This window comes from Burkholderia sp. AU31624 (genome assembly GCF_020420065.1).
Lineage (GTDB): Bacteria > Pseudomonadota > Gammaproteobacteria > Burkholderiales > Burkholderiaceae > Burkholderia.
Genome location: NZ_JAIZRT010000004.1, coordinates 155,348 through 181,325, shown reverse-complemented (window position 1 = coordinate 181,325; position 25,978 = coordinate 155,348). Strand labels below are relative to the sequence as shown.

Here is a 25,978-nt window from a genome sequence, read left to right as displayed (position 1 = left end):
AATGATCGCCGCGCGACGCGCGCGATCGGCGGTGCGCTACTTCGAGATGTACCACAGCGCATCCGCGCTGGCGCGCGACGGCTGAGCGGCTGCAGCCGGCACCTGGGCCGGCGCGGGCGGCGGCGTGTTCGACGTGATCGCGGTCGGCAGCGTGGCCGGCATGTTCGCGGTCGATGGCGAGGCCGCCGCGGTTCCCGACGTCGAAGGCGTATTCACGTACCACAGCGCATCGGCCGACGCCGTGCGTTTTGCCGCGGTCGCTGCGGCCGGATTGGCTGCCGTACTCGTCGCCGTATTCGCCGACTTTTTCGATCCGGCGGCCGCAGCCGCGCCCCCCGTCCCGGCCTGCGCCGTCATCCCGGCGCCATTGCCCGCGCTACGCTGCGCGCGCGCCTCGAACGGCCCGAGCTGGAAGATTAACGTTTGCGCGGGACGCGTCAGGACGGCATACGGAAACTGCAGCTCCCACGACATCAGCACGCGCCCGGACGACGTCTCGGTGAAGATCGCCGGCACGTGCTTCATGTCGCTGAACTGCACGTAGATCCGCGCGCCGTCGTCGAAGACCTGGGTCGGCTTCGCCTGGTCCGCCCCCGTGACCGTCCATCCGAAGTTGTACGAGCCGGCCGGGCCGGCGGGGCCGCCCTGCGGCGGCGGAGGCGGCGGAGCCGACGAAATCGTGCGCGGACGCGTGACCTGCTGCGGGGCGGACACGCTCAGGCTCGCGAACGGGTTGTACGCCTGGGCCTGTTGCGGCGGCGTAAAGGACGGTGGAAGGATGGGCATGGGAGTATCCGGCGAATCCGGCATGGTCCGGATTGCATCATAGACCTTGCGCGCATACGCGAGGCGCTTGTCGGGCGAGGCGGAGTTGTACGCGCCGATCGCGTTCCAGTTGGCGCCGAGCTGGCGAATGTTCTGCGACAGGATCCACGCGCCGACGTACGCGTTCGTGCAGGCATCGAACAGGCTCTCCCGCGTGATGCCTTCGCGCGCGAGCGTCGGCAGCCAGGTGCTGTTGATCTGCATCAGGCCGATGTCGACCGTGCCGTTCGTGTTGGTGTTGACGGCGCTCGGATTCATGCCCGACTCGACCTGCGCGATGCCGCGCATCAGGCTGACGCTCACGTGCTGGAACGCGGCCGCGTCGTCGAGGCAATCGGCCCGCGCGACGCCGGCGAGCGCGCACGACAGCGCAATCGTCGCGGCGATTTTCAGCGTATCTCGGCTGATCGAACGGGTTGTCTGACGCGGCATGGCAGGATGGGGCGGAAACCGGCCGCCCGGTGCAAGGAAATTACGCAGACGCGAAGTGTGCCATAGCGCGCACGCAAATGGCTCGCGTCAAACTTTCCTTTGCATTTGCCCATGCGTTCGCCACGCATTTTTATCGCGTCGGATCACGCGGTTCGGCGAAGCATTATCGGTAAAAATGGCCGGATTTTCGCGCGAATACCAGCGTAATGGCGGGGCCGGAATACTGACGCGTCGCGTCATTTACTTGCGGAAATCGGTGCTGAATCAAACCGGATGGAAATCGCGCAGAAGTCGATATCCGGGATGAAAAGGGAAGGGCGATTCAAAAGCAACGGCGGCCGAAGCCGCCGTATCGGTGAACGCGCACCCGACCGGCCGCGCGGCGCGCAGCCGGCCGTCTCGCATCAGAAGCGGTGCCGCAGGCCGAGGTTGACCATCGTCTGCGAGCTCGTGCCCGCATAGCCGTACGAACCGATCGACGCCTGCGCGGCCATCGAGCCGCCCTGGCCGTCGCCGGTCTGGCCGCTGGCGTGCTGGTACGCGGCGCTCAGGTAGACATCGGTGCGCTTCGACAGGGTGTAGTCCGCGCCGGCCGATACCTGGTGATAGGTGGCCGACGTGTCGCCGCCCGAGCGCGTATAGCTGTAGCCGACGCCGACAAGCAATGCGTTCGTTGCCTGGTAGTTCACGAAGCCTTGCCCCGTGTTGTAGTGCTCGTTCGAGCCGAACACCGAGCTGCCATCGCGGCGGTACTGCGCGTTGCTGTAGCCGAGGCCGACCGTGAACGGGCCGGCGACGTACTGGCCCGCGATGCGCGCGATGCCGATCGAATGCGCGCTCGCGTAGCCGCTGTTGACCGGGCCGTCGAACGTGCCGTCCGACGAGCTGGTCCAGCCGGTGCGCTGCGTGTTCGACGCGGGGCTGTTGGTCGTGTGGAAGTAGCCGCCCGCGACGCTGAACGGCCCGTTGCTGTACGACACGGCGGCCGAATACGAATTCGCGGCGCCGGTGCTGCCGGCGATGCCGCCGAACGAGTACATCGCCGAGAACTGCAGGCCCGAATAGACGGCCGACGTGTACTTCACCGCGTTGTCGACGCGGAAGCTGTTGTCGTAGTTGTCGACGTCGCCCGCCGTCGCGAACACGCTGCCCAGATAGTTGTCGGCGGTGATGCCTTGCACGAGATCGACGAGCGGATCGTACTGACGGCCGAACGTGAGCGTGCCGTAGCGGTCGCTCGTCAGGCCGACGAACGCCTGCCGGCCGAACAGGCGGCCGCCCTGGCCCATCCGGCCGTTGCTCGGGTCGAAGCCGTTCTCGAGCTGGAACAGCGCCTTGAGCCCGCCGCCGAGATCCTCGGTGCCTTTCACGCCCCAGCGGCTGCCGGCCAGGTTGCCCGCGCTGCTGTTGCCGAGCATCCACGCATTGTCCTTGCCCTGCGCATGGTTCACGTAGGTGATCGACGTGTCGATCACGCCATACAGCGTGACGCTCGACTGCGCCTGCGCGACGGGTATCGCCGCGAATGACGCGACGGAAATCAGCGAGAGGGTCGTGCGTTTCATTGTCATCTCCTTGCGCATTGGCTTGTGTGCGTGATCCGGAATGGCAGGAGACTACCGAGCCCGATTAAAACGGCAAAAATGAAATTCTCTTTTGTGGCCTGACGCAGACAGGGATGTCCTCCGATTACCGCGATCGAGGGATTTGAATTGTTGAAAATTGCGTATCAATCGATTGACATTTCGCGATTTGGCCATTGCGGCTTGCATATCTCGCGATAATTTCGGGCATTTCGCGGAGGAATCGGGATGGCCGGGATATTGTTATCGATCCGTCAAATAATTATTGAATGAATCGAATTGGCCCGGGGGTAATGAATGTGTTAATTACGCGGCGCGTGCGGCCGGCGACGGCCTCACGGTTGGGTGACCGATTCATCATCACGGGTGCTGCGCGTGTGGAACGTCGTGCGTGTGTCACGCCGGCGTGACCGACAGCACCACGCCGCCCGCCCCAGCGCAGCCACCACCCCCCGCGCACCGAAACGCCGGTCGCCGATCTGGTTTTGTATATAATAATCATTCTCATTTACAAAATCGTTGACGCCTGCGCCTCCCGGAACCCGGCCATGTCTGCTGACAAGCTGTCTCTCCATCGAGAAATCGACGCCCTCTACACCGGCCACCACGCGTGGCTGCGCGGCTGGTTGAGCCGGAAGCTCGGTTGCGCGCACCGCGCGGCCGATCTCGCGCATGACACGTTCATGCGCCTGCTTGCGCGCGACGAGCCGATCGGCGCCGATGAGCCGCGCGCATTCCTGACGACGGTCGCGCAGCGCGTGCTGAGCAATCACTGGCGGCGCGAACAGATCGAGCGCGCGTATCTCGATGCGCTCGCGCTGCGCCCCGAAGCGCATGCGCCGTCGCCGGAGGAGCGGGCCGTCGTGCTCGAGACCCTGCTTGAAATTGACCGGCTGCTCGACGGCTTGCCGCTCGCGGCGAAGCGGGCGTTCCTGCTCGCGCAGCTCGACGGGCTCACGCAGGCCGAGATCGCGCGCGAACTCGGCGTGTCGCTGGCGACGGTGAAACGCTATCTCGTGAAGGCCGGCACGCAGTGCTTCTTCGCGATGGCGGCCTGACCGATGGCCGCCCCGGGAGCGCCGGCGGTGCCGCCGCAGGTGGCGCGGCGCGCGGTGGAATGGTGGGTCGACCGGCAGGCCGGCCGCACCGACGAAGCGTTCGACGCCGCGCTCGCGCGCTGGCGCGCCGAGGATCCGGCGCACGACGCGGCATGGCGTCATATCGAAACGATGCAGCGCAGGTTCGGCGGGCTGGCGGCCGGGCTCGACCCGCAGGCCGCGCAGGCGGCGCTGCTGCCGCCGCGGGCGGGCCGCCGTCGCGCGGCCGTGAAGGCGCTGGCCGTGCTGCTGTGCGCGGGCGGTGCCGCATGGATGGCCGAACCCGCGCGGCGCGCGGCGATCTGGCCGGCGGACCTGCGCACGGCGGTCGGCGAGCGGCGCACGGTGACGCTCGCGGATCGCACGGTCGTCGTCCTCGATACCGACACGGCGCTCGACGTGCGCTTCGACGATACGACGCGCGGCCTGCGCCTGTTGCGCGGCACGATCATGGTGACGAGCGGCCATGACGATCGCGTGCCCGCGCGGCCGCTGGTCGTCGCGACGGCACAGGGCGAACTGCGGCCGCTCGGCACGCGCTTCGCGGTGCGGCAGCGCGACGGCGCGACCCGTGTCGAGGTGTTCGCCGGGGCCGTGCGCGTGCAGCCCGACGATGCGACGGCCGACGCGCGCGTGATCGCGGCCGGAGAGGGCGCGGATTTCACGCGCGACATGATCGGTGCGCCGGCGCCGCTCGATGTGTATGCGTCCGCGTGGACGGGCGGCATGCTCGTCGCATCGCGCATGCGGCTGGCCGACCTCGTCGCCGAACTCGACCGCTACCGCCGCGGCAGTCTGCGCTGCGACGCGGCCGTGGCCGACCTGCGCGTGTCGGGCACCTATCCGCTCGACGATCCCGCGCGCGTGCTCGACACGTTGAAGGCGACGCTGCCGATCGACGTTCACTACCTGACGCGCTACTGGGCGACGGTCGTACCGGCCCGTTCGTGAGCCCGTCGAAAAAATTTTCCGCTGACCTGAGCTGTTTCTCGATGTTCGCGTGACATGGGTAATGAAAGCAGCACTGGCCCATCGTCCACCGACCTCCCGATCATGGTTTCCATCCGTCTCACGTATCGGCGCCGTCCGGCGCCTGCCCGACCTCTGCCGCGCGCATCGCACCCGGCCGCATCCGCCGCATCCGCCGCGCCGGGTCGCCTCGCGCGCCGGCTGGCCGGCGCCGTCCTGGTGTCGGCGCTGCTGCCGCTGCCCGCGCTGGCCGACACCGACACCGATGCGGCGCCGGCCGCGCAGCGCGCGGCGCGCCGTGCGTTCGACATTCCGGCCGGGCCGCTCGAAGCGGCGCTGAACCGGTTCGGCCGCGACGCGGGGATCCTGCTCGCGTTTCCGGCGGAGCTGACCGCCGGCCTGACGAGCGGCGGCGTGCAGGGGCGCTTCGACGTCGACGGCGCGCTCGACCGCCTGCTCGCGGGCACGGGGCTCGTCGCGTTGCGGCAATCGGGCGGCGGTTACACGCTCAAGCGCGCGGACGGTTCGGTCGCACGGCCCGCGGCGGCCGGCGTCGCGGCGGGCGCGGAGTTGCCCGCGATCAATGTACGCACCCGCGCGCTGCGTGCCGAAAGCTATCGCGCGCCGAAGGAAGCGGGTGTGCTGCGTTCCGAGATCCCGCTGCTCGACACCGCGCAGGCCGTCAACATCGTTCCCGCGCAGGTGCTGCGCGACCAGCGCCCGCGCAACCTGGACGACGCGCTCGGCAACGTCAGCGGCATCACGCAGGGCAACACGCTCGCGGGCACGCAGGACACGATCATGAAGCGCGGCTTCGGCGGCAACCGCGACGGCTCGATCATGCAGAACGGGATGCCGCTCGTGCAGGGGCGCGCGTTCAACGCGGCGGTCGACAGCGTCGAGGTGCTGAAGGGGCCGACGTCGCTGCTGTACGGGCTGATGGACCCGGGCGGCGTGGTCAACGTCGTCACCAGGCAGCCGCAGCTCAAGCGCTACAACGCGATCTCGCTCGGCGCGTCGACGTTCGGGCACGGCAAGAACGGCGGCAGCGCGACCTTCGACTCGACCGGGCCGGTCGGCGATTCGCGGCTCGCGTACCGGCTGATCGTCGACCAGTCGAACGAGCAGTACTGGCGCAACTTCGGCGAATACCGGCAGACCTTCGTCGCGCCGTCGCTCGCGTGGTACGGCCGCGATACGCAGGTCGCGGTGTCCTACCAGTACCGCACATTCCATTCGCCGTTCGATCGCGGCACCGCGCTCGATCCGCGCACCAACGCGCCGCTCGACATTCCCGCGCGGCGGCGCATCGACGAGCCGTTCAACAACATGGACGGCGAATCGCACCTCGCGCAGGTGAGCGTCGATCACCAGTTCAACGCCGACTGGAGCGCGCATTTCGGCTACAGCTACAACCGCGAGACGTACGACGCGAACCAGTTGCGCACGACAGGTGTCGATCCGGTGAAGGGCACGATGACGCGCAGCAACGACGCGACGCACGGCTCGCTCAGCACCGACAGCTACGGGATCGGCTACGTGAACGGCAAGCTGGTGCTGGGCGGGATGCGGCACGACGTGCAGGTCGGCTTCGATACCGAATACCGCCGCATCTACCGCAAGGACATGCTGCGGCAGGCCGTGAAGACGCCGTTCAACTATCTCAACCCCGTCTACGGGCTGCTGCCGCCATCGAGCACGGTGTCGGCGAGCGACAGCGACCAGACCGACACGCTGCACGATGCGTCCGCGTTCGTGCAGGACACGATCCACCTGACCGACAAGTGGATCGTGTCGGGCGGGTTGCGCTACATCACGTACAACCAGGTCGCGGGGCGCGGGCGGCCATTCGTCGCGAACACCGATCTCAGCGGCTCGAAGTGGCTGCCGCGCGCGGGTGTCGTCTACAAGTGGACCGACACGTTCTCGCTGTACGGCAGCTATTCGCAATCGCTGAAGCCGTCGTCGTCGATCGCGCCGATGACGGGCTACATCATCGACGGCGCGACGCCGCCCGAGGAAGCGACCGCGTGGGAAGTGGGCGGCAAGCTCGACCTGCCGGGCGGGATGACGGGCACGCTCGCGCTCTTCAATATCGACAAGAAGAACGTGCTCGTCTCGCAGTACAACGACGCGACCAAGCTGACCGACTGGCGCACGTCGGGCAAGGCGCGCTCGCGCGGGATCGAGCTCGACGTGTCGGGCAAGCTCGGCGAGCGCGTGAACGTGATCGCGAGCTATGCGTACATCGACGCGAAGACGACCGAGGATCCGCTGTACGCGGGCAACCAGCTGTGGAACGTCGCGCGCCACACCGCGTCGCTCGCGGCCGTCTACGACTTCGGCACGGTGGCCGGCGGCGACGACCTGCGCATCGGCGCGGACGTGCGCTACGTCGGCGCGCGGCCCGGCGATTCGGCGAACAGCTTCACACTGCCGTCGTACGTGCTCGCCGATGCATTCGCCACGTACGACACGCGGATCGGCAAGCAGAAGCTGTCGTTCCAGCTCAACGTGAAGAACCTCTTCAATCGCACGTACTACCCGTCGAGCGCGAACCGTTACTTCGTCGCGATCGGCGATGCACGACAGGTGTCGCTGCTCACCACGCTGCAGTTCTGACCACGCAATCGCCGCGCGGCCGTCACGGCGGCGCGCGGCTTCGGAGAAGATCCAGATGAACCGGAACATGAAGACCGGCGCCGTGCGCGCCGTGGCCGCGAGCGCGCGGCGTCGCGCCTTGCGTGCGATCGCGGGCTCGGTGCTCGCGATCGGCGCGGGCCTGGGCCTCGGCGCGGGGGTGGTCGCCCCCGCGTGGGCGGCCGATGCGCCGCAGCAGGCCGTCACGCGCGTCGCGATGCTCGTGCAGTTGCGCGGCCCGAACCTGAAGGTCGATGAACGCATCGTCCAGCATCTCGGCGAACGCGGCTACGCGGTGCGGCTGATCGACGAGTCGTCGACGCCCGATGCGGCGCGCGATGCCGACCTGGTCGTGATTTCGTCGACGGTGTCGTCGAAGAACGTGCGGCCGGGCTGGCGCACGCTCGACAAGCCGCTCGTGACCTGGGAAAACGACCTGCTCGACGATTTCGCGATGACGGGCAAGCGTCATGACGTCGACTTCGGCGAAACGGGCAAGGAGCGCTACCTGTGGCTCGTCAATGCACCGCACCCGATCTCGGCCGGGCTGCCGGCCGGCACGACGAACGTGTACGGCAAGCAGGCGCCGATGAGCTGGGGCAAGCCGGGGCTCGGCGCGATCACGATCGCGACCGTGTACGGCCAGCCCGACAAGGCCGCGATCTTCGCGTACGAGAAGGGCGCGACGATGGACTACGAAGCGCTCGCGCCGGCGCGTCGTGTGATGTTCTTCCTCGACAACGACACGTTCGTGAACCTGTCGCCGGCCGGTGTCGCGCTGTTCGACGCGGCCGTCGACTGGGCGGCCGGGCGGCGCTGATCGTCAGCCTCGGCGCTAGGCCGGCTGCCGCGCCGCCGCCTCGATCAGTTGCGCGAGCATTTGCGCCGGCTCCGACATCGTGCGCCGTGCGCGATGCACGAGCCCGATGTCGCGGTGGAACGTGTGATGCCCGAGGTCGAGCGCGCGCACGCCGGCCGGCCAGCGGCGATACACGGCCGTCTGCGGGACGAGCGCGACGCCGACGCCGTTCTCGACGAGCTTGACGATCGCGTCGAGCTCGTCGAGCTCACACGTGTCGCGCACCGCGATGTGCATCTTCCTCAGGAAGCGGTCGACCTGGCGGCCGCCGAACGACGCGCGGTCGTAGCGCACGAACGGCTCGCGCGCGAGCAGCTCGGCCCAGTCCTTGCCCTTCACGCCGCGCGGCACGATCAGCCGGAACGGCTCCTGCACGAGGGTCGTCCAGTGCAGGTCGCTCTGCAGCGAAAACGGCGGCCGGATGATCGCGGCCATGTCGAGCTCGCCCGCATCGACCCGGTTGACCAGCTCGATCGACAGCCCCGGTATCACGCGCGTGCGGCACGCGGGATGCCGGCGATGGAAATCGGCGAGCGCGGCCGGCAGCAGCGCGCTCTGCACCGACGCGATCGCGCCGATCGTCACGCGCACGGCGGCGGGCGAGCCGGGCGACGTCGAACTCAGGTTCTCGTACAGGCCGATCAGCGCCTGCGCCTGGTCGAGCACGTGATGACCCATCTCGTTGAGCCGCGCCGAGCGGCCTTGCCGGTCGAACAGCACGAAGCCGAGCTCGGCTTCGAGCCGCTGCATCTGCGCGCTGACAGCCGCCTGCGTGAGCCCGATACGGTTGCCGGCCGCGGCGAACGTGCCTTCCCGGGCGACGGCGACGAGGGTTTTCAGTTCGCGGATCATTGATCAATTCTGTTTGTGAATGACGCAACTATATATTGATTTAATTTCTGCTTGACCTTGACTACCATGGTGCCGTCCTCGCGCCACGCGAGCGTTCCATCACGAGGCCACCATGAGTCTTTCCCCGTTTCACCTGGCGATTCCCGTCTACGACCTGCCGGCCGCGCGCGATTTCTACGGCCGTGTGTTCGGGCTGGCAGAAGGGCGCTCGAGCGCGCAGTGGGTCGACTTCGACTTCTACGGGCACCAGCTCGTGATCCACGAACATCCGAAGACCGCGTCGCAGGAAGGCGCGCATACGAACGCGGTGGACGGTCACGACGTGCCGGTGCCGCATTTCGGGATCGTGCTCGACTGGCCGAGCTGGGAAGCGCTGGCCGAGCGGCTGAAGTCGTTCGGCGTGACCTTCGTGATCGAGCCGTATGTGCGGTTCCAGGGGCAGGTCGGCGAACAGGCGACGATGTTCCTGTTCGACCCGTGCGGCAACGCGCTCGAATTCAAGGCGTTCCGCGACATCGGCCAGTTGTTCGCGAAGTGACCGGCGGCGCGGTCAGCACCGATCGACATTGGGTGCGAGAATGCGGCCTCCGGCCCGGCTGCGCGCCTGCGCACCGGCCGGCGCCGCGCCGCACGGCATCCGTCCGTGCGAGCCGTTCTCCAAGGAACCCGTATGGACAGTCACATCGCTCCGGTGGAGCTGAAGAAGGCCTACCGTCTCCTCAACCACGGCCCGACCGTGCTCGTGTCGGCCCGCCACGCTGGCGTCGACAACGTGATGGCTGCCGCGTGGGCGTGCGCGCTGGATTTCCTGCCGCCGAAGCTGACGGTCGTGCTCGACAAGACCGCGAAGACGCGCGAGCTCGTCGAGCGCAGCGGCACGTTCGTGATCCAGGTGCCGACCGCCGCGCAGCTGCGGCTCACGCATGCGGTCGGCAGCCACAGTCTCGCGGAGCGGCCCGACAAGCTGCGCGAAGCGGGCGTCACGCTGTTCGACGTCGAAGGCCACGACCTGCCGTTCGTCGCCGGCTGTTCGGGCTGGCTCGCGTGCAAGCTGATTCCGGAGCCGCACAACCAGCAGACCTACGACCTGTTCATCGGCGAGGTGGTCGCGGCGTGGTCCGACACGCGCGTGTTCCGCGACGGCCACTGGTATTTCGAATCGGCCGATCCGGCGCTGCGCAGCCTGCACTACATCGCGGGCGGCAATTTCTATGCGATCGGCGAATCGCTGCACGTCGATCCGGACGCGAAGTAAGCACCGATCCGGGCGCGCGGTTCATGCGCGCTTGTTCAATTCCGTCAGCATGGTTTCTGCGAACGCCTGCGCGACGCGCGGCAGCGTGCGGTCGCGCTTCGTGACGAGCGCGATCGGCCGCACGAACGCAGGGTCGTCGATCGGCTTCGCGACCAGCTCGGGCTCGGCGCGCACCTCGCGCGCGGTTGCGGGCAGGATCGTCACGCCGAGGCCGCCGCGCACCATCGCGACGGCCGTCATCATGTAGGTGGGTTCGCACGCGATGGCGGGCGTGCAGCCGGCCGCGTCCAGCGCGGCATCGACGACGCTGCGCACGCTCGTGCCCTGTGCGGTGAGCACGAGCGGCACGGCCGCGACGTCCGCCGTGGTCAAGCGGCGCTTGCGCGCGAGCGGATGATCCTTCGGGCACACGGCGACGAGCCGGTCGGCGCCCGCATACAGCACCTCCAGCGACGCATCGAAGGTGTCGCCGCCCGTCAAGCCGAGATCGGCTTCCTCGTTGCGCACGAGCGCGGTGACGAGGCTCGCGACGCCGTCGCGGATCTCGAAGCCCGCAAGCGGCACCTCGCGCCGGAACGACTGGATCAGCTCGGGCAGCACGCTGGACGCGAAGGTCGGCAGGCACGCGAGCCGCACCGTGCCGCTCGTGCCTTCGCCGAGCGCACGCGCGTCGCGCAGCACGCGCTCCATGTCGTCGAGCGAGCGTTGCAGCAGCGGCAGCAGCTCGCGCCCGGTCTGCGTGAGCGCGACGCTGCGGCTGTTGCGGTCAAAGAGGCGCGCGCCGACGATCTCCTCGAGCCGGCGGATCTGCACGGTCAGCGCCGGCTGCGACAGGTGCAGGCGCGCGGCCGCACGCGTGAAGTTGCCGGCCTGCGCGACGGTGACGAACGCGCGAATGTCGCGAAGATTCAGATCCATAACGGTTCGTGATTGCTGCGATCAAATCATTTCAATTGTGCTATCGCTGCGCCGACCTTACGCTCGTCTCCAACAAAAGACAAGGTAGGAGACACGGATGCTGCCGTTACTCGGGCTGGGCACGATCGTCGTGCTGCTGGCCGCGATTCTGTCGAAGCGGATGTCGCCGCTCGTCGCGCTGATCATCGTGCCGATCGCCGCGTCGCTGATCGGCGGCTTCGGGCTGCACACCAGCAAGTTCGTCATCGACGGGCTGAAGGGGCTCGCGCCCGTCGTCGGGATGTTCGTGTTCGCGATCCTCTATTTCGGGACGATCACCGACGCCGGCACGCTCGACCCGATCATCGACCGCATCCTGCGCGCGGTCGGCACGCGGCCCACGCGCATCGTGATGGGTACGACGCTGCTCGCGCTGCTGATTCACCTCGACGGCTCGGGCGCCGTCTGCTTCCTCGTGACGATTCCGGCCGTGCTGCCGCTGTACGACCGGCTGAAGATGGACCGGCGCGTGCTGGCCGCCGCGGTGTCGATGGCCGCGGGCATCAACTTCCTGCCGTGGACGGGGCCGATGATCCGCGCGTCGGCGTCGCTGCACCTGCCGGTGTCCGCGCTGTTCAATCCGCTGATCCCGGTGCAGGCGATCGGGCTCGTGTTCGTGTTCGGCGTCGCGTACTGGCTCGGGCGGCGCGAGGAGAAGCGGCTCGGCCTGTCGCGCGACGACGCGTCGATTCCGCTGCCGAAGCGCGAGCTGACGCCCGACGAGCAGGCGCTGCGCCGGCCGCACCTGTTCTGGTTCAACCTCGTGCTGACGCTCGTCGTGCTCGGCACGATGGTCGTGATGGGCGAGAAGATTCCGCCCGCGATCATGTTCATGGTCGGGCTGTGCATCGCGCTGATGGTGAACTACCCGGACGTCGACATGCAGAGAAAGCGCATCGACGCGCATGCGCGCGCCGCGCTGATGATGGCCGGCATCCTGCTCGCGGCCGGTGTGTTCACGGGGATCATGCAGGGCAGCGGAATGCTGAAGGCGATGGCGCAGGCGGCGGTCGGCTTCGTGCCGCCGTCGATGGCCGGCCACATTCCGGTGGTGCTCGGCCTCGCGTCGATGCCGCTCAGCATGCTGTTCGATCCCGATTCGTTCTACTTCGGCGTGCTGCCCGTGATCGCGGAGGTGGCAGGCCAGCTCGGCGTGCCGGCCGTGCAGGTCGGGCAGGCTGCGCTGCTCGGCCAGATGACGACCGGGTTCCCGGTCAGCCCGCTGACGCCCGCGACCTTCCTCGTCGTCGGCCTGTGCGGCATCGAGCTGGCCGAGCACCAGAAATTCACGTTCCCGCTGCTGTTCGGCGCCTCGATCGTGATGACGATCGCGTGCGTCGTGCTGGGCATCTTTTGATCTTTCCCGGCGGTGACCGCCGCCGGACGACGGTAAGGACATGACAGCAAAGCAACCTGAACGGCGCGTGCGCATCGGCGCGGGCGCCGGCTACTCGGGCGACCGGATCGAGCCCGCGGTCGAACTGGCCGAACACGGGCAGCTCGACTATCTCGTCTTCGAATGCCTGGCCGAGCGCACGATCGCGACCGCGCAGCAGGCGCGGCGCCAGGATCCGGCACTCGGCTACGACCCGCTGCTCGACGCGCGGATGCAGGCGGTGCTGCCGGTTGCAGCACCAAAGGGCGTGCGCATCGTGTCGAACATGGGCGCGGCGAATCCGCGTGCGGCCGCGCGGCGCACCGCGCAAATCGCGCAATCGCTGGGTTTCGCGAAGCTGAAGGTCGCGGCGGTCGAGGGCGACGACGTGCTCGACGTCGTGCTGCGCGGCGCATTCCGCTTCGAGGAATCGGGCGACGACGTCGCCGCGTATCGCGACCGCATCGTGTCCGCGAACGCGTACCTCGGCGCCGCGCCGATCGTCGATGCGCTCGCGGCCGGCGCGGACGTCGTGCTGACCGGGCGCGTCGCCGATCCGTCGCTGTTCGCCGCGCCGCTGATTCACGCGTTCGGCTGGCGGATGGATGACTGGGACACGCTTGGCGCCGCGACGGTCGTCGGCCACCTGCTCGAATGCGCGGGGCAGGTGACCGGCGGCTATTTCGCCGATCCCGGCTACAAGGACGTGCCGAACCTCGCGCGGCTCGGATTTCCGATCGGCGAAGTGGCGGCCGACGGCACGCTCGTGATCACCAAGGTGCCGCACGCGGGCGGCCGCGTGAGCGCGGCGACCTGCAAGGAACAGCTGCTCTACGAGATTCACGACCCGGCGCGCTATCTGCAGCCCGATGTCGTCGCGGATTTCACGCAGGTTACCGTCGCCGAGGAGGCGACCGATCGCGTGCGCGTGACGGGCGGGCGCGGCGCCGCGCGGCCCGACACGCTGAAGGTATCGGTGGCTTACGTCGACGGCTGGATCGGTGAAGGCCAGATCTCGTACGGCGGGCCGGGCGCGCTCGAACGCGCGCGTCTCGCGCTCGACATTGTCCGGGAACGGCTGGCATTGACCGGCGTCGCCGCGACCGAGTTGCGCTTCGACCTGATCGGTGTCGATGCGCTGTATGGCGACGCGACGCCGGCCGTGCGCGGCGAACCGGCCGAGGTGCGCGTGCGGGTGGCCGGCCGTGCGGCGAGCGCCGCCGAAGCCGCGCGCATCGGCAACGAAGTCGAGACGCTCTATACGAACGGGCCGGCCGGCGGCGGCGGCGCGTTCAAGTCGACGCGCGAGGTGATCGCGGTGCAGTCGGTGCTGCTGCCGCGCGCGGCCGTGACGCCGTCGTTTTCATTCGTGGAGGCATGATGCAACTGCGTGAACTCGCGCATGCGCGCACCGGTGACAAGGGCAATACGCTGAACGTGTCGGTGATCTGCCACGATCCGCGTCATTACGATCACCTGCGCACGCATCTGGATGCCGACGCCGTGAAGGCGTGGCTCGCGGGCATCGTGCACGGCGACGTCGTGCGCTATGAACTGCCGGCGCTCGGCGCATTCAATTTCGTGCTGCGCGATGCGCTCGGCGGCGGCGTCACGCGCTCGCTCGCGCTCGACGCGCACGGCAAGTCGGTCAGTTCGGCGCTGCTGGCGATCGAGGTGCCCGCCCCGGCGTGACGGATGTCGCCGCCGGAGGCGGGCAGCCGCTTAAGGAATCAGCAGTTCGCGCAGGCCGTTGGCATGCTCGATGCGTTCGCCTGCGACGTGCAGGCGCTGATCGCGGCGATAGTCGTAGACCGCGCGCGACGCGGCGAGCTGGTCGAAATCGAGTTCGACCGCATGACGCGATTCGGTATTGCCGGCCTCGAAGATCAGGTTACCGAACGGATCGGCCGCGAGGCTGCCGCCCGCGAACACGACGTCGTGCGCGCTGCCGCCGACGCGGTTGGCGACCACCGCGAACACCTGGTTCTCCATCGCCCGCGCCGTGGCCGACGTGCGGTGGACGGGGCGGTACGGCTCCATGTTGCCGTCGGTGATGAGGATCAGCTCGGCGCCGAGCGCGGCGAGCGCGCGGCCGGTTTCGGGGAATTCGTTGTCGTAGCAGATCAGCAGGCCGATCCGCACGCCGCGCCATTCGATCGTCGCGTAACGGTCGCCGGGCAGCACGACGCCGTGCTCGCTCACCCACAGATGCGTCTTGCGATAGCGCAGCGCGATGCCGTCCGGCGTGACGAAGACGGTCGTGTTGTAGAAGCGGCCGCCGTCGTTCTCGATCAGCCCGACCACGACCGCCACCTCGCGTGCGCGAGCGGCTGCCATGACCGCGCCGACGCTCGGGCCGTCGAGCGGCTCGGCGCATTCCGCGAGATTCGACGAATCGAGGAAGCCGGTGAGCTGCGCTTCAGGAAACATCACGATGTCGGTGCCCGGTGCGCAGGTGGCGATCGCGTCGAGCGTGCGTTGCAGGTTGTAGGGCGTGTCGCCGTCGCGACCGGCGAGCTGGACGATATCGAGCTTCAGTTTCATGGCGATGTCGGTATGCAGGGGCCCGTCGCCGATGGCGCCGGAAGGGTGGGTAGGGAGGCACCAGTATGCGCCGAAGCGGCGGATTGCCCATCCCGCCGGCGCGTTAACCCTTCGGGGGTATTGATCCGTGATGCCGCCGGTGCCGGCGAGCACCGGCACGCGCGACCCTCGATGCGTGTCAGGTGCGGGCTTGCGCGTTCAGGAACAGCGAAAACAGCTCCGATTGCGAGTTGATGGCGAGCTTCCCGTAGATGTTGCGGCGATGGACCTTGACCGTTTCGGCGGAGATCGCCAGCTTGTTCGCGACTTCCTTGTTCGAGCGCCCGCTCAGGATCAGCCGGATCACGTCGAGTTCGCGCGCGGTGAGCGGCGTGCCGAGCCGCGCCATCGCGCGCTCGAAGCCGTCCTGCGCATGGTTGCCGGCCCGCGGCGGCACCGCGGCTTCGACGGCGGCCGGCTCGAACGCGAGCCGCTGCCGCATCAGCCCGGCCACCCATGGCCGGATCAGGTCGAGCAGCGCCACCTGCTCGGGGCTGAAGCGCCGCTTGCTGCCGAGCGACAGGCACAGCGTGCGCGCATCGTCGAGCACGACGTTGAACTGCACCTCGTCCTCGACGACGTTGTGCGTGAAATAGAGCGTGTAGTACTCGGTATCGCGGAAGCATTCGGGCGCGACGTCGGACAGCCGGAACAGGCCGCTCTTCGGCGCGTCGCGGTTCGCGATGTAGAACGGGTCGAGCTGGTACAGGCCCTGCACGTAGTCGCGGAACAGCGGGTCGGGGCCGCCGCCTTCGTACGGGCATTCGGCGAACACCTGCGGGCGGCCGTCGCCGAACGTCAGCGCGACCCAGCTGTCGACCGCGACGTATTCCTCGATCAGCCGGATCAGCGCCAGCCAGAAGCCCGGCTGGTCGAGCGACTCGATGAGCCGCCCGACCGAGCGGTGCCAGGCGACGTCCTGCAACGTGAGGTTCATGCGTGGGTCCATGTCGGGCAGGTGCGATGCGCGCTTGCGGTGCCGCGCCGTGCGTGTACGCTACGGGCTCGCGGGCCGATCCCCGCACGCATCGAACGGAGCCTGGGTGAAGAACGAGATCGTAACGCCGGCCGGCGCGAATGGCGAGGCCGGATGCCGCCGCCGGTTCGCGGCGGCTGTCGCCGTGCCTGCTGCGATGGCATGCCTGGGCGCGATGGCCGTGCAAACGGCCGCCGCCATGCCGCCGGCGTCGTGCAATGAGCAACTGACCCGGTTGATCGTACCGGCATTGCGGCAGACCGAGATGAGCCGGCGTGACATTCATGCCGACGTGGACGAGCGTGACGGCAACGTCTACCGCGTCAGGCTGTTCACGATGCCGGATCATCCGGGCACGCCGAATCGCGACGCGACGATCGGCTGGGTCACGCTCGATACGCAGGCGATGCGGGCGCTCGACGTCACGCGCGATCCCGACCGGCCGGACGTGCTGAAGATCGACCGGCGCGCGTTGTCGCGTTTCGTGTCGGCGTGCGTTGCGCCGGTTGCACCGGCCGCACCGGCTACACCCGTGCGCAACGCCGTCGATTGCGATGCGCTGAACCGCCGCGCGCAGGTGCAGGGCGATTACGTGATGGGCAGCGATGCCGGGCGCGTCGTCACCGGCAAGGGGCGCCTGCCGTTCTATTCCGCGCCGGACGACACGTGCCGGATCGACGGGCGGTTCATCGTCGAGCACGACCACGTCGATGCGCGTGCCGACTATGGCCGTTTCACGTCGGTCGTCTACCTGAATCCGCGCACGCGCGTCACCGCCGAAGGGTGGGTGCCAACCGCGCGGCTGAAGCCGGACGGCACCGGCATCGCATCACGGCAACCGTGATCGGGAAGGCCCGCCACCATTCGCTACACTTCTTTTCGACCAGAACGAACCACGTCATGACAGTCCCGCCCCGGAACACACGTCTGAAGCCGCTCGCGGCTTCGCTCGCCGCGCCTGGCGCGCTCGCGGTGCTCACCGCACTTTCCGCGATGTCGCCCGTCCATGCGGCCGAGCCGGTCCAGCCTGATCGTCTGTTGAAGACCTTCATCCACGACACATACGGCAGCTGGCGCGCGGACCGCAAGGGCTGGCAGGCGGACGGCGGCGATCTTGTCTATGCACCATGCGGCTCGCTGCGCGTCGCGACCGCGGAGGGCCCGCGCACGTTGCTCGCGATGTGCGGCGAGACCGAGGCGGCCGTGCAGAACGGGATGCCTGGCATGGATACGGACGCGACGACCGGCACGATCGACCTGTACGTGCTGAAACCGGCGGCGGACGGCAAGACGCTCGAGCCGGTCATGAAGAAAACGGAGATCGCGTCGGGCGGGCGCGGCGAGCCGGGCACGGTGCGTATCGAGCGGCTCGGGCCGCATCTGTTCGGGTTCGTCATCGGCGAAAGCGACACGCGGCAAGGTTATTCGCAACGCTTCCGCGCGATCTGGCTGCCGGTCGGCAATGCACTGGTGCTGGCGGCGGCGCGCATCGACGAGGCGCTCGACAACGCGGAGTCGACCGAATGTGCGAACGCGCGGGCGCGCTGCGAGGAACGCCGCTTCGAGATCGCGCCGGACCTGACCGGTGCCGGCGACGTCTATCCGTTGACGGTCACGGAAACGGGCACGCGCGGCGACAAGACGATCCGCGCGCGCCATACGGTGAAGTTCGACGCGGCGCGTGGCCGCTACGTCGTGCCGAAGGCATTGCGCGAAGGGTACTGATCCATCGCGCGCAGGAACGGGCGGCGTGGCGCCGCCCGCGCATCACACGTACAGATACCGCACGAGGTGGAAGAACACCGGCGCGGCGAAGCAGATCGAGTCGACGCGATCGAGCATCCCGCCGTGGCCCGCGATCATCGAGCCCCAGTCCTTGGTGCCGAGCGAGCGCTTGACGGCCGACAGCACGAGGCCGCCGACGAAGCCCGCGATCACGATCGCGAGCGAGATGCCGAACGCCGACCCGAAGCTGAACGGCGTCACGCGATACAGCGATGCGCCGCACAGCGTGGCCAGCAGCCCGCCGCCGATGAAACCCTCGATCGTCTTCGACGGCGACAGCTGCGGCGCGATCTTGCGCTTGCCGAACAGCTTGCCGACCACGTACTGCAGCACGTCGCTGATCTGCACGACGAACAGGAAGAAGAACAGCAGCAGCGCGTTCTGCCCCGCGTAGTGCGGAATGTCGAGGATCAGCACGGCCGGCGCATGGCTCAGCCCGTACACGCACACCATCAGCGCCCAGTTGATCTTCGCGTTGCGGCTCAGGAAGTCGCGCGTGTCCTGCGTGAGCGCCGACACGAGCGACATCGCGAAGAACAGGTGCACGGGCACGAAGATCGAATACATCCCGTACCAGTTGATCCCGAGCAGCAGGTATTGCACGGGGATCGCGACGAAGAACGCGATGAACAGCGTCGTGTGGTCGCTCGGCGTGGTGGGCGTGAGCGTGATGAATTCGCGTAGCGTCAGGTAGGACAGCACCGCGAACACGAGATAGGTGATGTTGTTGCCGAGGCCGATCGCGATGGCCATGATCGCGATCATCGCCCACCACGCACGGATGCGCTGGTTCAGGTTGACGATGGTCGCGCTCGTGCCGCCGCTGCGTGCGCCGAGGATCGCGCCGATCACGGTCGCGACGACGAGCACGCCCGTGACGCCCGCGACCAGTTCCCAGAAAATGGTTCGCATTATCGATATCCGGAAAGGGGAGAAGAGGGCGCCGCGTTCAGCCGGCCGGCCGCTGCGGCGGTGCGAGCGCGACGACCGCGTCGCGCATGCGGGCGAGGAAAGTCGGCTTGTCCTCGTCGGCGCCGCGCTGTTCGTTCGCGCCGAAGTGCACCTTGCAGATCAGCGGCACCGGCCAGATCGCGCCCTTCGGCATGATCCGCTGCAGGTTCTCGAGATAGACGGGCGCGAGCGCGACGTCCGGAAACTCGGTCGCGAGGTGGAACAGCCCGCTCTTGAACGGCTGCGGCAGGATCTCGGCGCCGCGCGTGCCTTCCGGGAAGATGATGATCGAATGGCCCTGCTTGAGCGCGTCGCGCACGGGGTCCAGCGGGTCGCCGCCGGATTCGCGGTGGCGGTCGATCAGCACGACGTTCAGCAGCTTCTGCGCGATGTGACGCTTCATGTCGCTGCTGTCCCAGTAGTCGCGCGCGGCGACCGGCCGCACGACCGCGCGCACGTTGCGCGGCAGCGCGGCGAGGATCGCGAGCGTGTCGATGTGGCTCGTGTGGTTCGAGAAGTAGATCTTCTGCGTCGGGGACGGCGGCGCCTGATGCCAGACCGGATACGCACCGGCCACGAGCCGCACGATGGACAGCAGGAAATCGCGCTGCCAGACGTTGAGGATGTTCATCGGCGCTGCGCCTCCTGCGTGCCTGCATGGCCCGCTGCGCGTGAGCGGCGGGCGGGACCCCGGAATGCCGGTGCGGCAGGATGCGCGCCGGACGGCCCTTGTTTAAATTTTTTCAAATTCGTGGCTGCCTGTCGCAGGTCCGCGATAATCGGACGATTCGCCGTCACACGCTGTTGCGTCGCGGCGAATGCGCCGGTCGGCGGCGTGATAATCGGCTGTTGCACGCGTGCCCGTTTGCAGTTCGAATGGATCTCGCCGCGATTGGGCCAGCGGATTATCGCGAGTTTCCGTCAAAAACGCCAGATTGGCGCCGCGCGTGCGGGCCGGGCGCGCGCTTGACGCATCGGGGCCGCTCGGCGACGATTAGGGCCGTCCATGGAAGGCCGTCCAAGGCCGTTTCGCCGCCCGGGGCATGGCGGCGGGAAATGTATCCGACTGTGCCGCGCAAATAAAACGATGAGCCTCTACGCACTCAAACCCAAATTCCAGAACACCCTGCGCCCGTTCGCGAACTCGCTCGCGGAACGCGGCGTGACGGCCAACCAGGTCACGCTGTTCGCGGCCGGCGGCTCGATCGTCGTCGGCGCGCTCGCCGGGCTCGGCGTGTTTGCCCGCGCGCTGTTCCTGCTGATCCCGCTGTGGCTGTTCGCACGGATGGCGCTCAATGCGATCGACGGGATGCTCGCGCGCGAGCACGGCCAGAAGAGCACGCTCGGCGCGTACCTGAACGAGCTCGGCGACGTCGTGTCCGATGTCGCGCTGGTGCTGCCGTTTCTCGCGATTTCCGCGTTCGCTCCGGCAGACGTCTGGCTGTTCGCGCTGACGGCGGTGATCGTCGAATGCGCGGGGCTGATCGGTCCGCTGGTCGGCGTGAGCCGCCGCTACGACGGCCCGTTCGGCAAGAGCGACCGTGCGCTCGCGCTCGGGGCGTTCGCGCTGTGGATCGGGTTCGGCTTTCCGGTCGGCGGCGTTGCAGCCTGGCTGTGGCGGCTGCTGATCGTGCTGTCGATCGTGACCGTGGTGCGGCGCGTGCAGGCCGGCATCGCGGAAAAGGGCGGTTGAAAGGGCGGTTGAAACAGTCGTCAACGCAGTTGCGGTATCGGGCGCCGGAGGGCGGCGCACCAGGATTCGAATAACGAAACGAGAGAAAAACGCATGAGCGCACGCATGGCCCGCGAGGCCGACTTCATCACGCACGACGGCGAAACGCTGTTCTATCGTCACTGGCCCGCCACGGGCCCGCGCTGCCGCGGCGCCATCGTGTTGCTGCATCGCGGCCACGAACACTCGGCGCGCGTCGCGCACCTGGTCGACGAGCTCGACCTACCCGATTTCGCATTTTTCGCATGGGATGCGCGCGGCCACGGCCGCTCGCCCGGCGCGCGCGGCTACAGCCCGAGCGCGGCCGCGTCGGTGCGTGACCTGCAGACCTTCGTCGAACATATCCGCGACACGCACGGCATCGCGATCGAGGACATGGCGGTGGTCGGCCAGAGCGTCGGCGCGGTGCTCGCGGCCACCTGGGCGCACGATTATGCGCCGCCGATCCGCGCGCTCGTCGTCGCGTCGCCGGCGTTCCACATCAAGCTCTACGTGCCGTTCGCGCGGCCGGGCCTGCGGCTGATGCACAAGCTGCGCGGGCTGTTCTACGTGAACAGCTACGTGAAGCCGAAATTCCTCACGCACGATCCCGAGCGGATCGCGAGCTATGCGTCCGATCCGCTGATCACGCGGCCGATCGCGGTCAACATGCTGCTCGACCTGCACGACACCGCGCAGCGGATCGTCGCCGACGCGGCCGCGATCACCGTGCCGACGCAACTGTTGATCTCCGGCGCCGACTGGGTCGTGCATCGCGGCCCGCAGGACCGCTTCTTCGAACGCCTCGGCGCCGCGCGCAAGGAGCGCATCGTGCTGCCGGGCTTCTATCACGACACGCTCGGCGAACGCGACCGCGCGCAGGCGCTCGCTCCGCTGCGCGCCTTCGTGCTGCGCGAATTCGATGCGCCGAGCCCGCGCGTGTCGCTCGCCGACGCCGACCGGCGCGGCGCGTTCCACGACGAATACGCGGCGCTCGGCCGGCCGCCCGCGAATGCGTTCGCGCGGGCGTACTGGGCGCTGACGCGCGCCGGCCTGAAGGCCGGCGGCGCGTTGTCGGACGGCATCGCGCTCGGGCTGCGGCTCGGCTTCGATTCGGGCTCGACGCTCGACTACGTGTACCGCAACCGCGCGCAAGGGCGGCTCGGCGTCGGCGCGCTGATCGACCGCACCTATCTCGATTCGCCGGGCTGGGTCGGCATCCGCCAGCGCAAGGTGCATCTGCAGGAACTGATCGGCGCGGCGATCGGCCGCCTGCGCGGCCACGGCGCACCGGTGCGGATCGTCGACATCGCGGCCGGGCACGGGCGCTACGTGCTCGACGCGATCGCGTCGGCCGCCGAGCGCGACGGCGCGGCGCCCGACGACATCACGCTGCGCGACTACAGCCCGCCGAACGTCGAGGCCGGGCGCGTGCTGATCGCGCAGCGCGGCCTCGAGTCGATCGCGCGCTTCGAGCGCGGCGATGCGTTCGACGAGGCGTCGCTCGCGACCCTCGAGCCGCGTCCGACGCTCGCGATCGTGTCGGGCCTCTACGAACTGTTCGGCGAGAACGCGCTGATCGAGCGCTCGCTGCGCGGGCTCGCGCAGGCCGTGCCGCCGGGCGGCTATCTCGTCTATACGGGGCAGCCGTGGCATCCGCAGCTCGAGTTCATCGCCCGTGCGCTGAACAATCACCGCGGCGAAGCGACCTGGGTGATGCGCCGCCGCTCGCAGGCCGAGATGGACGAGCTCGTCGCGCGCGCGGGCTTCCGCAAGCTCGACCAGCGGATCGACGAAATGGGCATCTTCACGGTCAGCCTCGCGCAGCGGGTCGACGCGTCATGAGCGCGCTCGACGGCGGCGCGAGCGACCTCGCCGAACCGGCCTCCGCGGCCGATGCCGGCGCCGACGCGCGCGACGCGTCGCTCGCGCTGCGTTTCGGCTGGCTCGCGGTGATGGGGGCCGTGTTCTTCTCGACCTACGGCTTCGCGAACTGGCTCGCCGCGCGCCGCGCGGCGGTGCCGACCTTCGCGTTCGGCTGGGAACACGCGATCCCGTTCGTGCCGTGGACGATCGTGCCGTACTGGTCGATCGACCTGCTGTATGCGCTGTCGTTCTTCTTCTGGACGCGCCGCGCCGACCTGCTCGATCACGTGAAGCGGCTGTTGACCGTGCAACTGATCTCGGTCGCGTGCTTCATTGCGTGGCCGCTGCGCTTCGGGTTCGAGCGGCCCGACGCCGGCGGCGTGGCCGGTGCGCTGTTCACGCTGCTGATGGGCTTCGACAAGCCGTTCAACCAGGCGCCGTCGCTGCACATCGGGCTGCTCGTCGTGCTGTGGGCCGTCTATGCGCAGCACCTGCGCGGCACGTTCGCGCGCGGCGTGCTGCACCTGTGGTTCGCGGCGATCGGCGTGTCGGTGCTGACCACCTACCAGCATCACGCGATCGACGTGCCGACCGGCGCGGCCGTCGGCTGTCTCGCGCTGTTCCTGTTTCCGCTGCGCGACGCCGCGGGCCGGCTGCCGGGCGCCGATGCGTCGCCGGGCGCGGCCGGCCGTGCGCTCGCGCGTCGCTATGCGCTTGGCGCGGCGGCGCTCGCGCTCGTGGCGCTCGGGTGCGTGCCGCGCGCGCCCGGCTGGGCGCTGGCGGCAGGGTGGGTCGCGCTGGCGCTCGCCTGTGTCGCGTGGATCTACCGGCGCGGCGCGCCCGACGCTTTCCAGAAGGACGCGCTCGGGCGGTTCCCGGTCGTCATGCGCTGGCTGCTCGCGCCGACGATTGCGGGCGCGTTCGTCAATTCGCGGCTGTGGACGTTCCGGCAGCCGGCGCCGGTGCGGATCGACGAACGCGTGTCGATCGGGCGCACGCCGACCACGCGCGACGTGCGCCGCCACGGCTTCACGGCACTGGTCGACCTGACCGCCGAGATGCCGCGCTGGGCGTCGGTGGATGCGTCGCTCGCGTATGCGACGGTGCCGCAGCTCGATCTCGTCGCGCCGACCGCCGGACAACTCGCGCAGGCCGTCGCGGCGCTCGAACGCCTGCATGGGGAAGGGCGCGACGTGCTGGTCTGCTGTGCGCTCGGCTACGGGCGCAGCGTACTGTGCGCGGCCGCGTGGCTGGCGGCGCGACGCGGGCTCGGCGATGCGCGCGACGCGCTGGCCGCGGTGCGTGCGGTGCGGCCGCACGCGGTGTGGTCGGACGACGGCGTGGCCGTGCTGCAGCAGTGGATCGATCGCCGTCGCGGCGCGGGAGGCGCGTGATGCGCGACCCGTCCGCGCCATTCAGGATTGCCGCCGCGCGCGGCGCGCTCGATGCGGGTGCGTGGGCGATCGCGGCCGCGCTGGCCGCGGCCGGTGCCGGCTGGTGGATCGCGTCGGGCTGGGCGCCGGCGACGATCGCCCGCGTGCTGCTGGCGGGGGTCAGCACCGGGTCGGGGATCGCGGCGCTGTGGTACGCGGTGCGCATCGAGATCGACCGCCGGCTGTTCGCCGCGCTCGCGCGTGCGGCCGCGGGCGACGGATCGGTCGACGACGGCCTCGCGGCGCTCGACCGCGCCCTCGCCGATCTCGGCTGGATCGATGCGTCGAAGGCCGGACGCGCACTCGACGCACGCGTGCGCGGTGCGGTCGGGCTGTGCCGGGCCGGTGTGCTCGTCGCGATCGTCCAGTGGCTCGTGGTCGGGCTCGCGATCGCCGTGCCGCAGATCGGCTAGCGCTCGCGCAGGGCAGCCGCCGCCGGCTGGTCGAGCCGCGTTACGCGTGAGCGACCCGCTGCGACCGCGTGCGTTTCACTTCATACATCGCCTGGTCCGCATGCTCGATCAGCGCGTTCATGTCGGTGCCGTCGTCGGGCAGCAGCGCGATCCCGACGCTGACGCCGAGCCGCATCGGGCGCCCCTCGAATTCGAACGGTTCACTGACCTGGCGCGCGAGCCGCGTGCTTTGCGCATGCGCATCGTCACGATTGCCGATGTTCGGCAGGATCACCGCGAATTCGTCGCCGCCGATGCGCGCGACCGTGTCCGAGCGCCGCACCGCCCCCTGCATCCGCGTGGCGATCTCGCGCAGCGCCGCGTCGCCCGCGCGATGGCCGAACCCGTCGTTGATCGGCTTCAGCCCGTCCATGTCGATGTTGAGGATGCCGAGCCGGCCGTTCGCGCGCAGCGTCGTGTGCATCGACTGCCGCAGGCGGTCGTAGAACAGCGCGCGGTTGGGCAGGCCCGTGAGCGCGTCGTGCGTCGCGCGCAGGTACAGTTCGTTCGCCTCGTTGCGCGCCGCGTGGAACATCGCGGCGGCGATCAGGTCGGCCGTCAGCCGCAGCGTGGCCGCGTCGGCTGGCGAAAAGCCGTCGACTTCCGGCGACATCACTTTCAGCACGCCGACGGTCGTGTCGGCATGGGTGAGCGGCATCACGAGCATCGAGCGCAGGCCGACCCGCCGGCAGGCGTCGCGATCGACGCGCGGGTCGGTTTCCGAATCGATGCAGTGCAGCAACGCGCCTTGCTGCACGCACAGGCCCGACAGGCTGCCCGAGCGCCGCAACCGCAGGCCGAGCATCCCGGCGGCCGTGCCCGACGCGGCGCGGTACACCATGTCGTCGCCCTCGGCGAATTCGACCGCGGCGGCGCTCGCGCCGGTGAGCTGCGGCACCTGCTCGGTTACATAGGCCATCACGCTGCCGAGATCGAGGCCGAGCTTCGCGATCTCGGTCTGCACGGTGATGATGCGCAGCAGCGTATCGGGGGACGGGGTGGCAGTGTCGACGATTTGATTCAAGTCCGTTTTCCGTGAAAGAAAGCACATCCGGCGGCGTCGGATTGCGGTAGCATACGCGCCGCCTCGCGGCTGCGCGTTCAGGCCGGGCGGTCTGCAACGGATCGCCGCCGGCCAGCCGATCCGCGCCGGCAGTATGCCGTTTGACCTGCCGGGCGACAACGGCGCAATTCTTACCATTCATCCCTCTCGCGCAGCATTTCCGACCGGATTGAGGTTTTTTCGCTTCAATGTCGCGAATCGGGGTGAGTTTTGCCCTGTTTTTGAGATAGTGTGACGAATGGGCGTGTGCCGGTGCCAGGCGCGCGTAGCACGATGCCGCGCGATTAAAGAAATCGCCGCATCGTTTCGATAAA

At 68.8% G+C, this 25,978-nt stretch carries 24 protein-coding genes; 15 read left to right on the top strand and 9 right to left on the bottom strand.

Annotated elements, in window-relative coordinates:
• Nucleotides 1–36: 36 nt before the first annotated feature.
• Both LGM89_RS15930 and LGM89_RS15925 read right to left on the bottom strand, forming a co-directional pair.
• Nucleotides 37–1,257, bottom strand: coding sequence for a transglycosylase SLT domain-containing protein (locus LGM89_RS15930; RefSeq protein WP_226273391.1), 1,221 nt, complete (start codon nucleotides 1,255–1,257; stop codon nucleotides 37–39).
• A gap of 404 nt (nucleotides 1,258–1,661) precedes the next feature.
• Nucleotides 1,662–2,822 (bottom strand): porin, encoded by a 1,161-nt coding sequence (locus LGM89_RS15925; RefSeq protein ID WP_089472568.1) that lies wholly within the window; start codon nucleotides 2,820–2,822, stop codon nucleotides 1,662–1,664.
• 566 nt (nucleotides 2,823–3,388) lie between these two features.
• Here LGM89_RS15925 and LGM89_RS15920 point away from each other — a divergent pair.
• Genes LGM89_RS15920 through LGM89_RS15905 form a run of 4 tightly spaced genes read left to right on the top strand, consistent with a single transcriptional unit; the run spans nucleotide 3,389 to nucleotide 8,366 of the window.
• Complete coding sequence (locus LGM89_RS15920) at nucleotides 3,389–3,898, top strand: sigma-70 family RNA polymerase sigma factor (RefSeq protein ID WP_089425105.1); 510 nt, start codon at nucleotides 3,389–3,391, stop codon at nucleotides 3,896–3,898.
• A gap of 3 nt (nucleotides 3,899–3,901) precedes the next feature.
• Nucleotides 3,902–4,888, top strand: a complete 987-nt coding sequence (locus LGM89_RS15915) for a FecR domain-containing protein (protein ID WP_226273390.1) — start codon at nucleotides 3,902–3,904, stop codon at nucleotides 4,886–4,888.
• A 54-nt stretch (nucleotides 4,889–4,942) separates the two neighbouring features.
• Nucleotides 4,943–7,528: a TonB-dependent siderophore receptor gene (locus tag LGM89_RS15910; protein WP_226273389.1), complete on the top strand. Its 2,586-nt coding sequence runs from the start codon at nucleotides 4,943–4,945 to the stop codon at nucleotides 7,526–7,528.
• Nucleotides 7,529–7,583: 55 nt separating this feature from the next.
• Nucleotides 7,584–8,366: a hypothetical protein gene (locus tag LGM89_RS15905; RefSeq protein ID WP_226273388.1), complete on the top strand. Its 783-nt coding sequence runs from the start codon at nucleotides 7,584–7,586 to the stop codon at nucleotides 8,364–8,366.
• 15 nt (nucleotides 8,367–8,381) lie between these two features.
• On the opposite strand, the gene LGM89_RS15900 is transcribed toward LGM89_RS15905, so the two are convergent.
• Nucleotides 8,382–9,257 carry a LysR family transcriptional regulator gene (locus LGM89_RS15900; protein ID WP_226273387.1) on the bottom strand — a complete coding sequence of 292 codons (876 nt, stop codon included), beginning with the start codon at nucleotides 9,255–9,257 and terminating at the stop codon, nucleotides 8,382–8,384.
• Between the two features lie 112 nt (nucleotides 9,258–9,369).
• Between LGM89_RS15900 and LGM89_RS15895 the strand changes: the two genes are divergently transcribed.
• Both LGM89_RS15895 and LGM89_RS15890 read left to right on the top strand, forming a co-directional pair.
• Nucleotides 9,370–9,795 carry a VOC family protein gene (locus LGM89_RS15895; RefSeq protein ID WP_011351673.1) on the top strand — a complete coding sequence of 142 codons (426 nt, stop codon included), beginning with the start codon at nucleotides 9,370–9,372 and terminating at the stop codon, nucleotides 9,793–9,795.
• 132 nt (nucleotides 9,796–9,927) lie between these two features.
• The gene (locus tag LGM89_RS15890) at nucleotides 9,928–10,512 is read left to right on the top strand and encodes a flavin reductase family protein (RefSeq protein ID WP_089472574.1); all 585 of its coding nucleotides are present in this window, start codon (nucleotides 9,928–9,930) and stop codon (nucleotides 10,510–10,512) included.
• 21 nt (nucleotides 10,513–10,533) lie between these two features.
• Here the strand turns inward: LGM89_RS15890 and LGM89_RS15885 are convergent, their stop codons facing one another.
• A complete protein-coding gene (locus tag LGM89_RS15885) occupies nucleotides 10,534–11,430 on the bottom strand; it encodes a LysR family transcriptional regulator (protein ID WP_226273386.1) in 897 nt (298 codons plus the stop codon).
• A gap of 97 nt (nucleotides 11,431–11,527) precedes the next feature.
• Between LGM89_RS15885 and LGM89_RS15880 the strand changes: the two genes are divergently transcribed.
• From LGM89_RS15880 to LGM89_RS15870, 3 genes are read left to right on the top strand one after another with little or no spacing between them, the layout of a single operon-like run.
• Nucleotides 11,528–12,826: a CitMHS family transporter gene (locus LGM89_RS15880; protein ID WP_089430929.1), complete on the top strand. Its 1,299-nt coding sequence runs from the start codon at nucleotides 11,528–11,530 to the stop codon at nucleotides 12,824–12,826.
• Between the two features lie 40 nt (nucleotides 12,827–12,866).
• Nucleotides 12,867–14,225, top strand: coding sequence for an acyclic terpene utilization AtuA family protein (locus LGM89_RS15875; RefSeq protein ID WP_226273385.1), 1,359 nt, complete (start codon nucleotides 12,867–12,869; stop codon nucleotides 14,223–14,225).
• Nucleotides 14,225–14,536: a hypothetical protein gene (locus LGM89_RS15870; RefSeq protein WP_089425890.1), complete on the top strand. Its 312-nt coding sequence runs from the start codon at nucleotides 14,225–14,227 to the stop codon at nucleotides 14,534–14,536. Before LGM89_RS15875 ends, LGM89_RS15870 begins: the two co-directional genes overlap by 1 nt.
• Nucleotides 14,537–14,566: 30 nt before the next feature.
• On the opposite strand, the gene LGM89_RS15865 is transcribed toward LGM89_RS15870, so the two are convergent.
• Together LGM89_RS15865 and LGM89_RS15860 are read right to left on the bottom strand one after the other, a co-directional pair.
• Nucleotides 14,567–15,388 carry a carbon-nitrogen hydrolase family protein gene (locus LGM89_RS15865; RefSeq protein WP_226273384.1) on the bottom strand — a complete coding sequence of 274 codons (822 nt, stop codon included), beginning with the start codon at nucleotides 15,386–15,388 and terminating at the stop codon, nucleotides 14,567–14,569.
• Between the two features lie 178 nt (nucleotides 15,389–15,566).
• A complete protein-coding gene (locus tag LGM89_RS15860; RefSeq protein ID WP_226206578.1) occupies nucleotides 15,567–16,364 on the bottom strand; it encodes a response regulator transcription factor in 798 nt (265 codons plus the stop codon).
• Nucleotides 16,365–16,470: 106 nt separating this feature from the next.
• Here LGM89_RS15860 and LGM89_RS15855 point away from each other — a divergent pair, with 106 nt between their 5' ends.
• Both LGM89_RS15855 and LGM89_RS15850 read left to right on the top strand, forming a co-directional pair.
• Nucleotides 16,471–17,247, top strand: coding sequence for a hypothetical protein (locus LGM89_RS15855; RefSeq protein WP_226273383.1), 777 nt, complete (start codon nucleotides 16,471–16,473; stop codon nucleotides 17,245–17,247).
• Between the two features lie 56 nt (nucleotides 17,248–17,303).
• A complete protein-coding gene (locus LGM89_RS15850; RefSeq protein WP_226273382.1) occupies nucleotides 17,304–18,128 on the top strand; it encodes a topoisomerase IV in 825 nt (274 codons plus the stop codon).
• A 42-nt stretch (nucleotides 18,129–18,170) separates the two neighbouring features.
• Here the strand turns inward: LGM89_RS15850 and LGM89_RS15845 are convergent, their stop codons facing one another.
• Nucleotides 18,171–19,100 carry a phosphatidate cytidylyltransferase gene (locus tag LGM89_RS15845; RefSeq protein ID WP_089425119.1) on the bottom strand — a complete coding sequence of 310 codons (930 nt, stop codon included), beginning with the start codon at nucleotides 19,098–19,100 and terminating at the stop codon, nucleotides 18,171–18,173.
• A gap of 37 nt (nucleotides 19,101–19,137) precedes the next feature.
• Entirely contained in the window at nucleotides 19,138–19,770 is a 633-nt protein-coding gene (locus tag LGM89_RS15840; RefSeq protein WP_071334306.1) for a lysophospholipid acyltransferase family protein, read from the bottom strand.
• 456 nt (nucleotides 19,771–20,226) lie between these two features.
• Between LGM89_RS15840 and LGM89_RS15835 the strand changes: the two genes are divergently transcribed.
• The 4 genes from LGM89_RS15835 to LGM89_RS15820 all read left to right on the top strand — a co-directional run bounded on the left by LGM89_RS15835 (nucleotide 20,227) and on the right by LGM89_RS15820 (nucleotide 24,562).
• Complete coding sequence (locus tag LGM89_RS15835; RefSeq protein WP_226273381.1) at nucleotides 20,227–20,832, top strand: CDP-alcohol phosphatidyltransferase family protein; 606 nt, start codon at nucleotides 20,227–20,229, stop codon at nucleotides 20,830–20,832.
• A gap of 93 nt (nucleotides 20,833–20,925) precedes the next feature.
• On the top strand, nucleotides 20,926–22,695 hold the full coding sequence (locus LGM89_RS15830) for a bifunctional alpha/beta hydrolase/class I SAM-dependent methyltransferase (protein WP_175237296.1): 1,770 nt from the start codon (nucleotides 20,926–20,928) through the stop codon (nucleotides 22,693–22,695).
• Nucleotides 22,692–24,110 (top strand): phosphatase PAP2/dual specificity phosphatase family protein, encoded by a 1,419-nt coding sequence (locus LGM89_RS15825; RefSeq protein WP_226273380.1) that lies wholly within the window; start codon nucleotides 22,692–22,694, stop codon nucleotides 24,108–24,110. Before LGM89_RS15830 ends, LGM89_RS15825 begins: the two co-directional genes overlap by 4 nt.
• Complete coding sequence (locus tag LGM89_RS15820) at nucleotides 24,110–24,562, top strand: hypothetical protein (RefSeq protein ID WP_226273379.1); 453 nt, start codon at nucleotides 24,110–24,112, stop codon at nucleotides 24,560–24,562. Before LGM89_RS15825 ends, LGM89_RS15820 begins: the two co-directional genes overlap by 1 nt.
• A 40-nt stretch (nucleotides 24,563–24,602) precedes the next feature.
• On the opposite strand, the gene LGM89_RS15815 is transcribed toward LGM89_RS15820, so the two are convergent.
• Nucleotides 24,603–25,625, bottom strand: a complete 1,023-nt coding sequence (locus tag LGM89_RS15815) for a diguanylate cyclase domain-containing protein (RefSeq protein ID WP_373452535.1) — start codon at nucleotides 25,623–25,625, stop codon at nucleotides 24,603–24,605.
• Nucleotides 25,626–25,978: the final 353 nt, after the last annotated feature.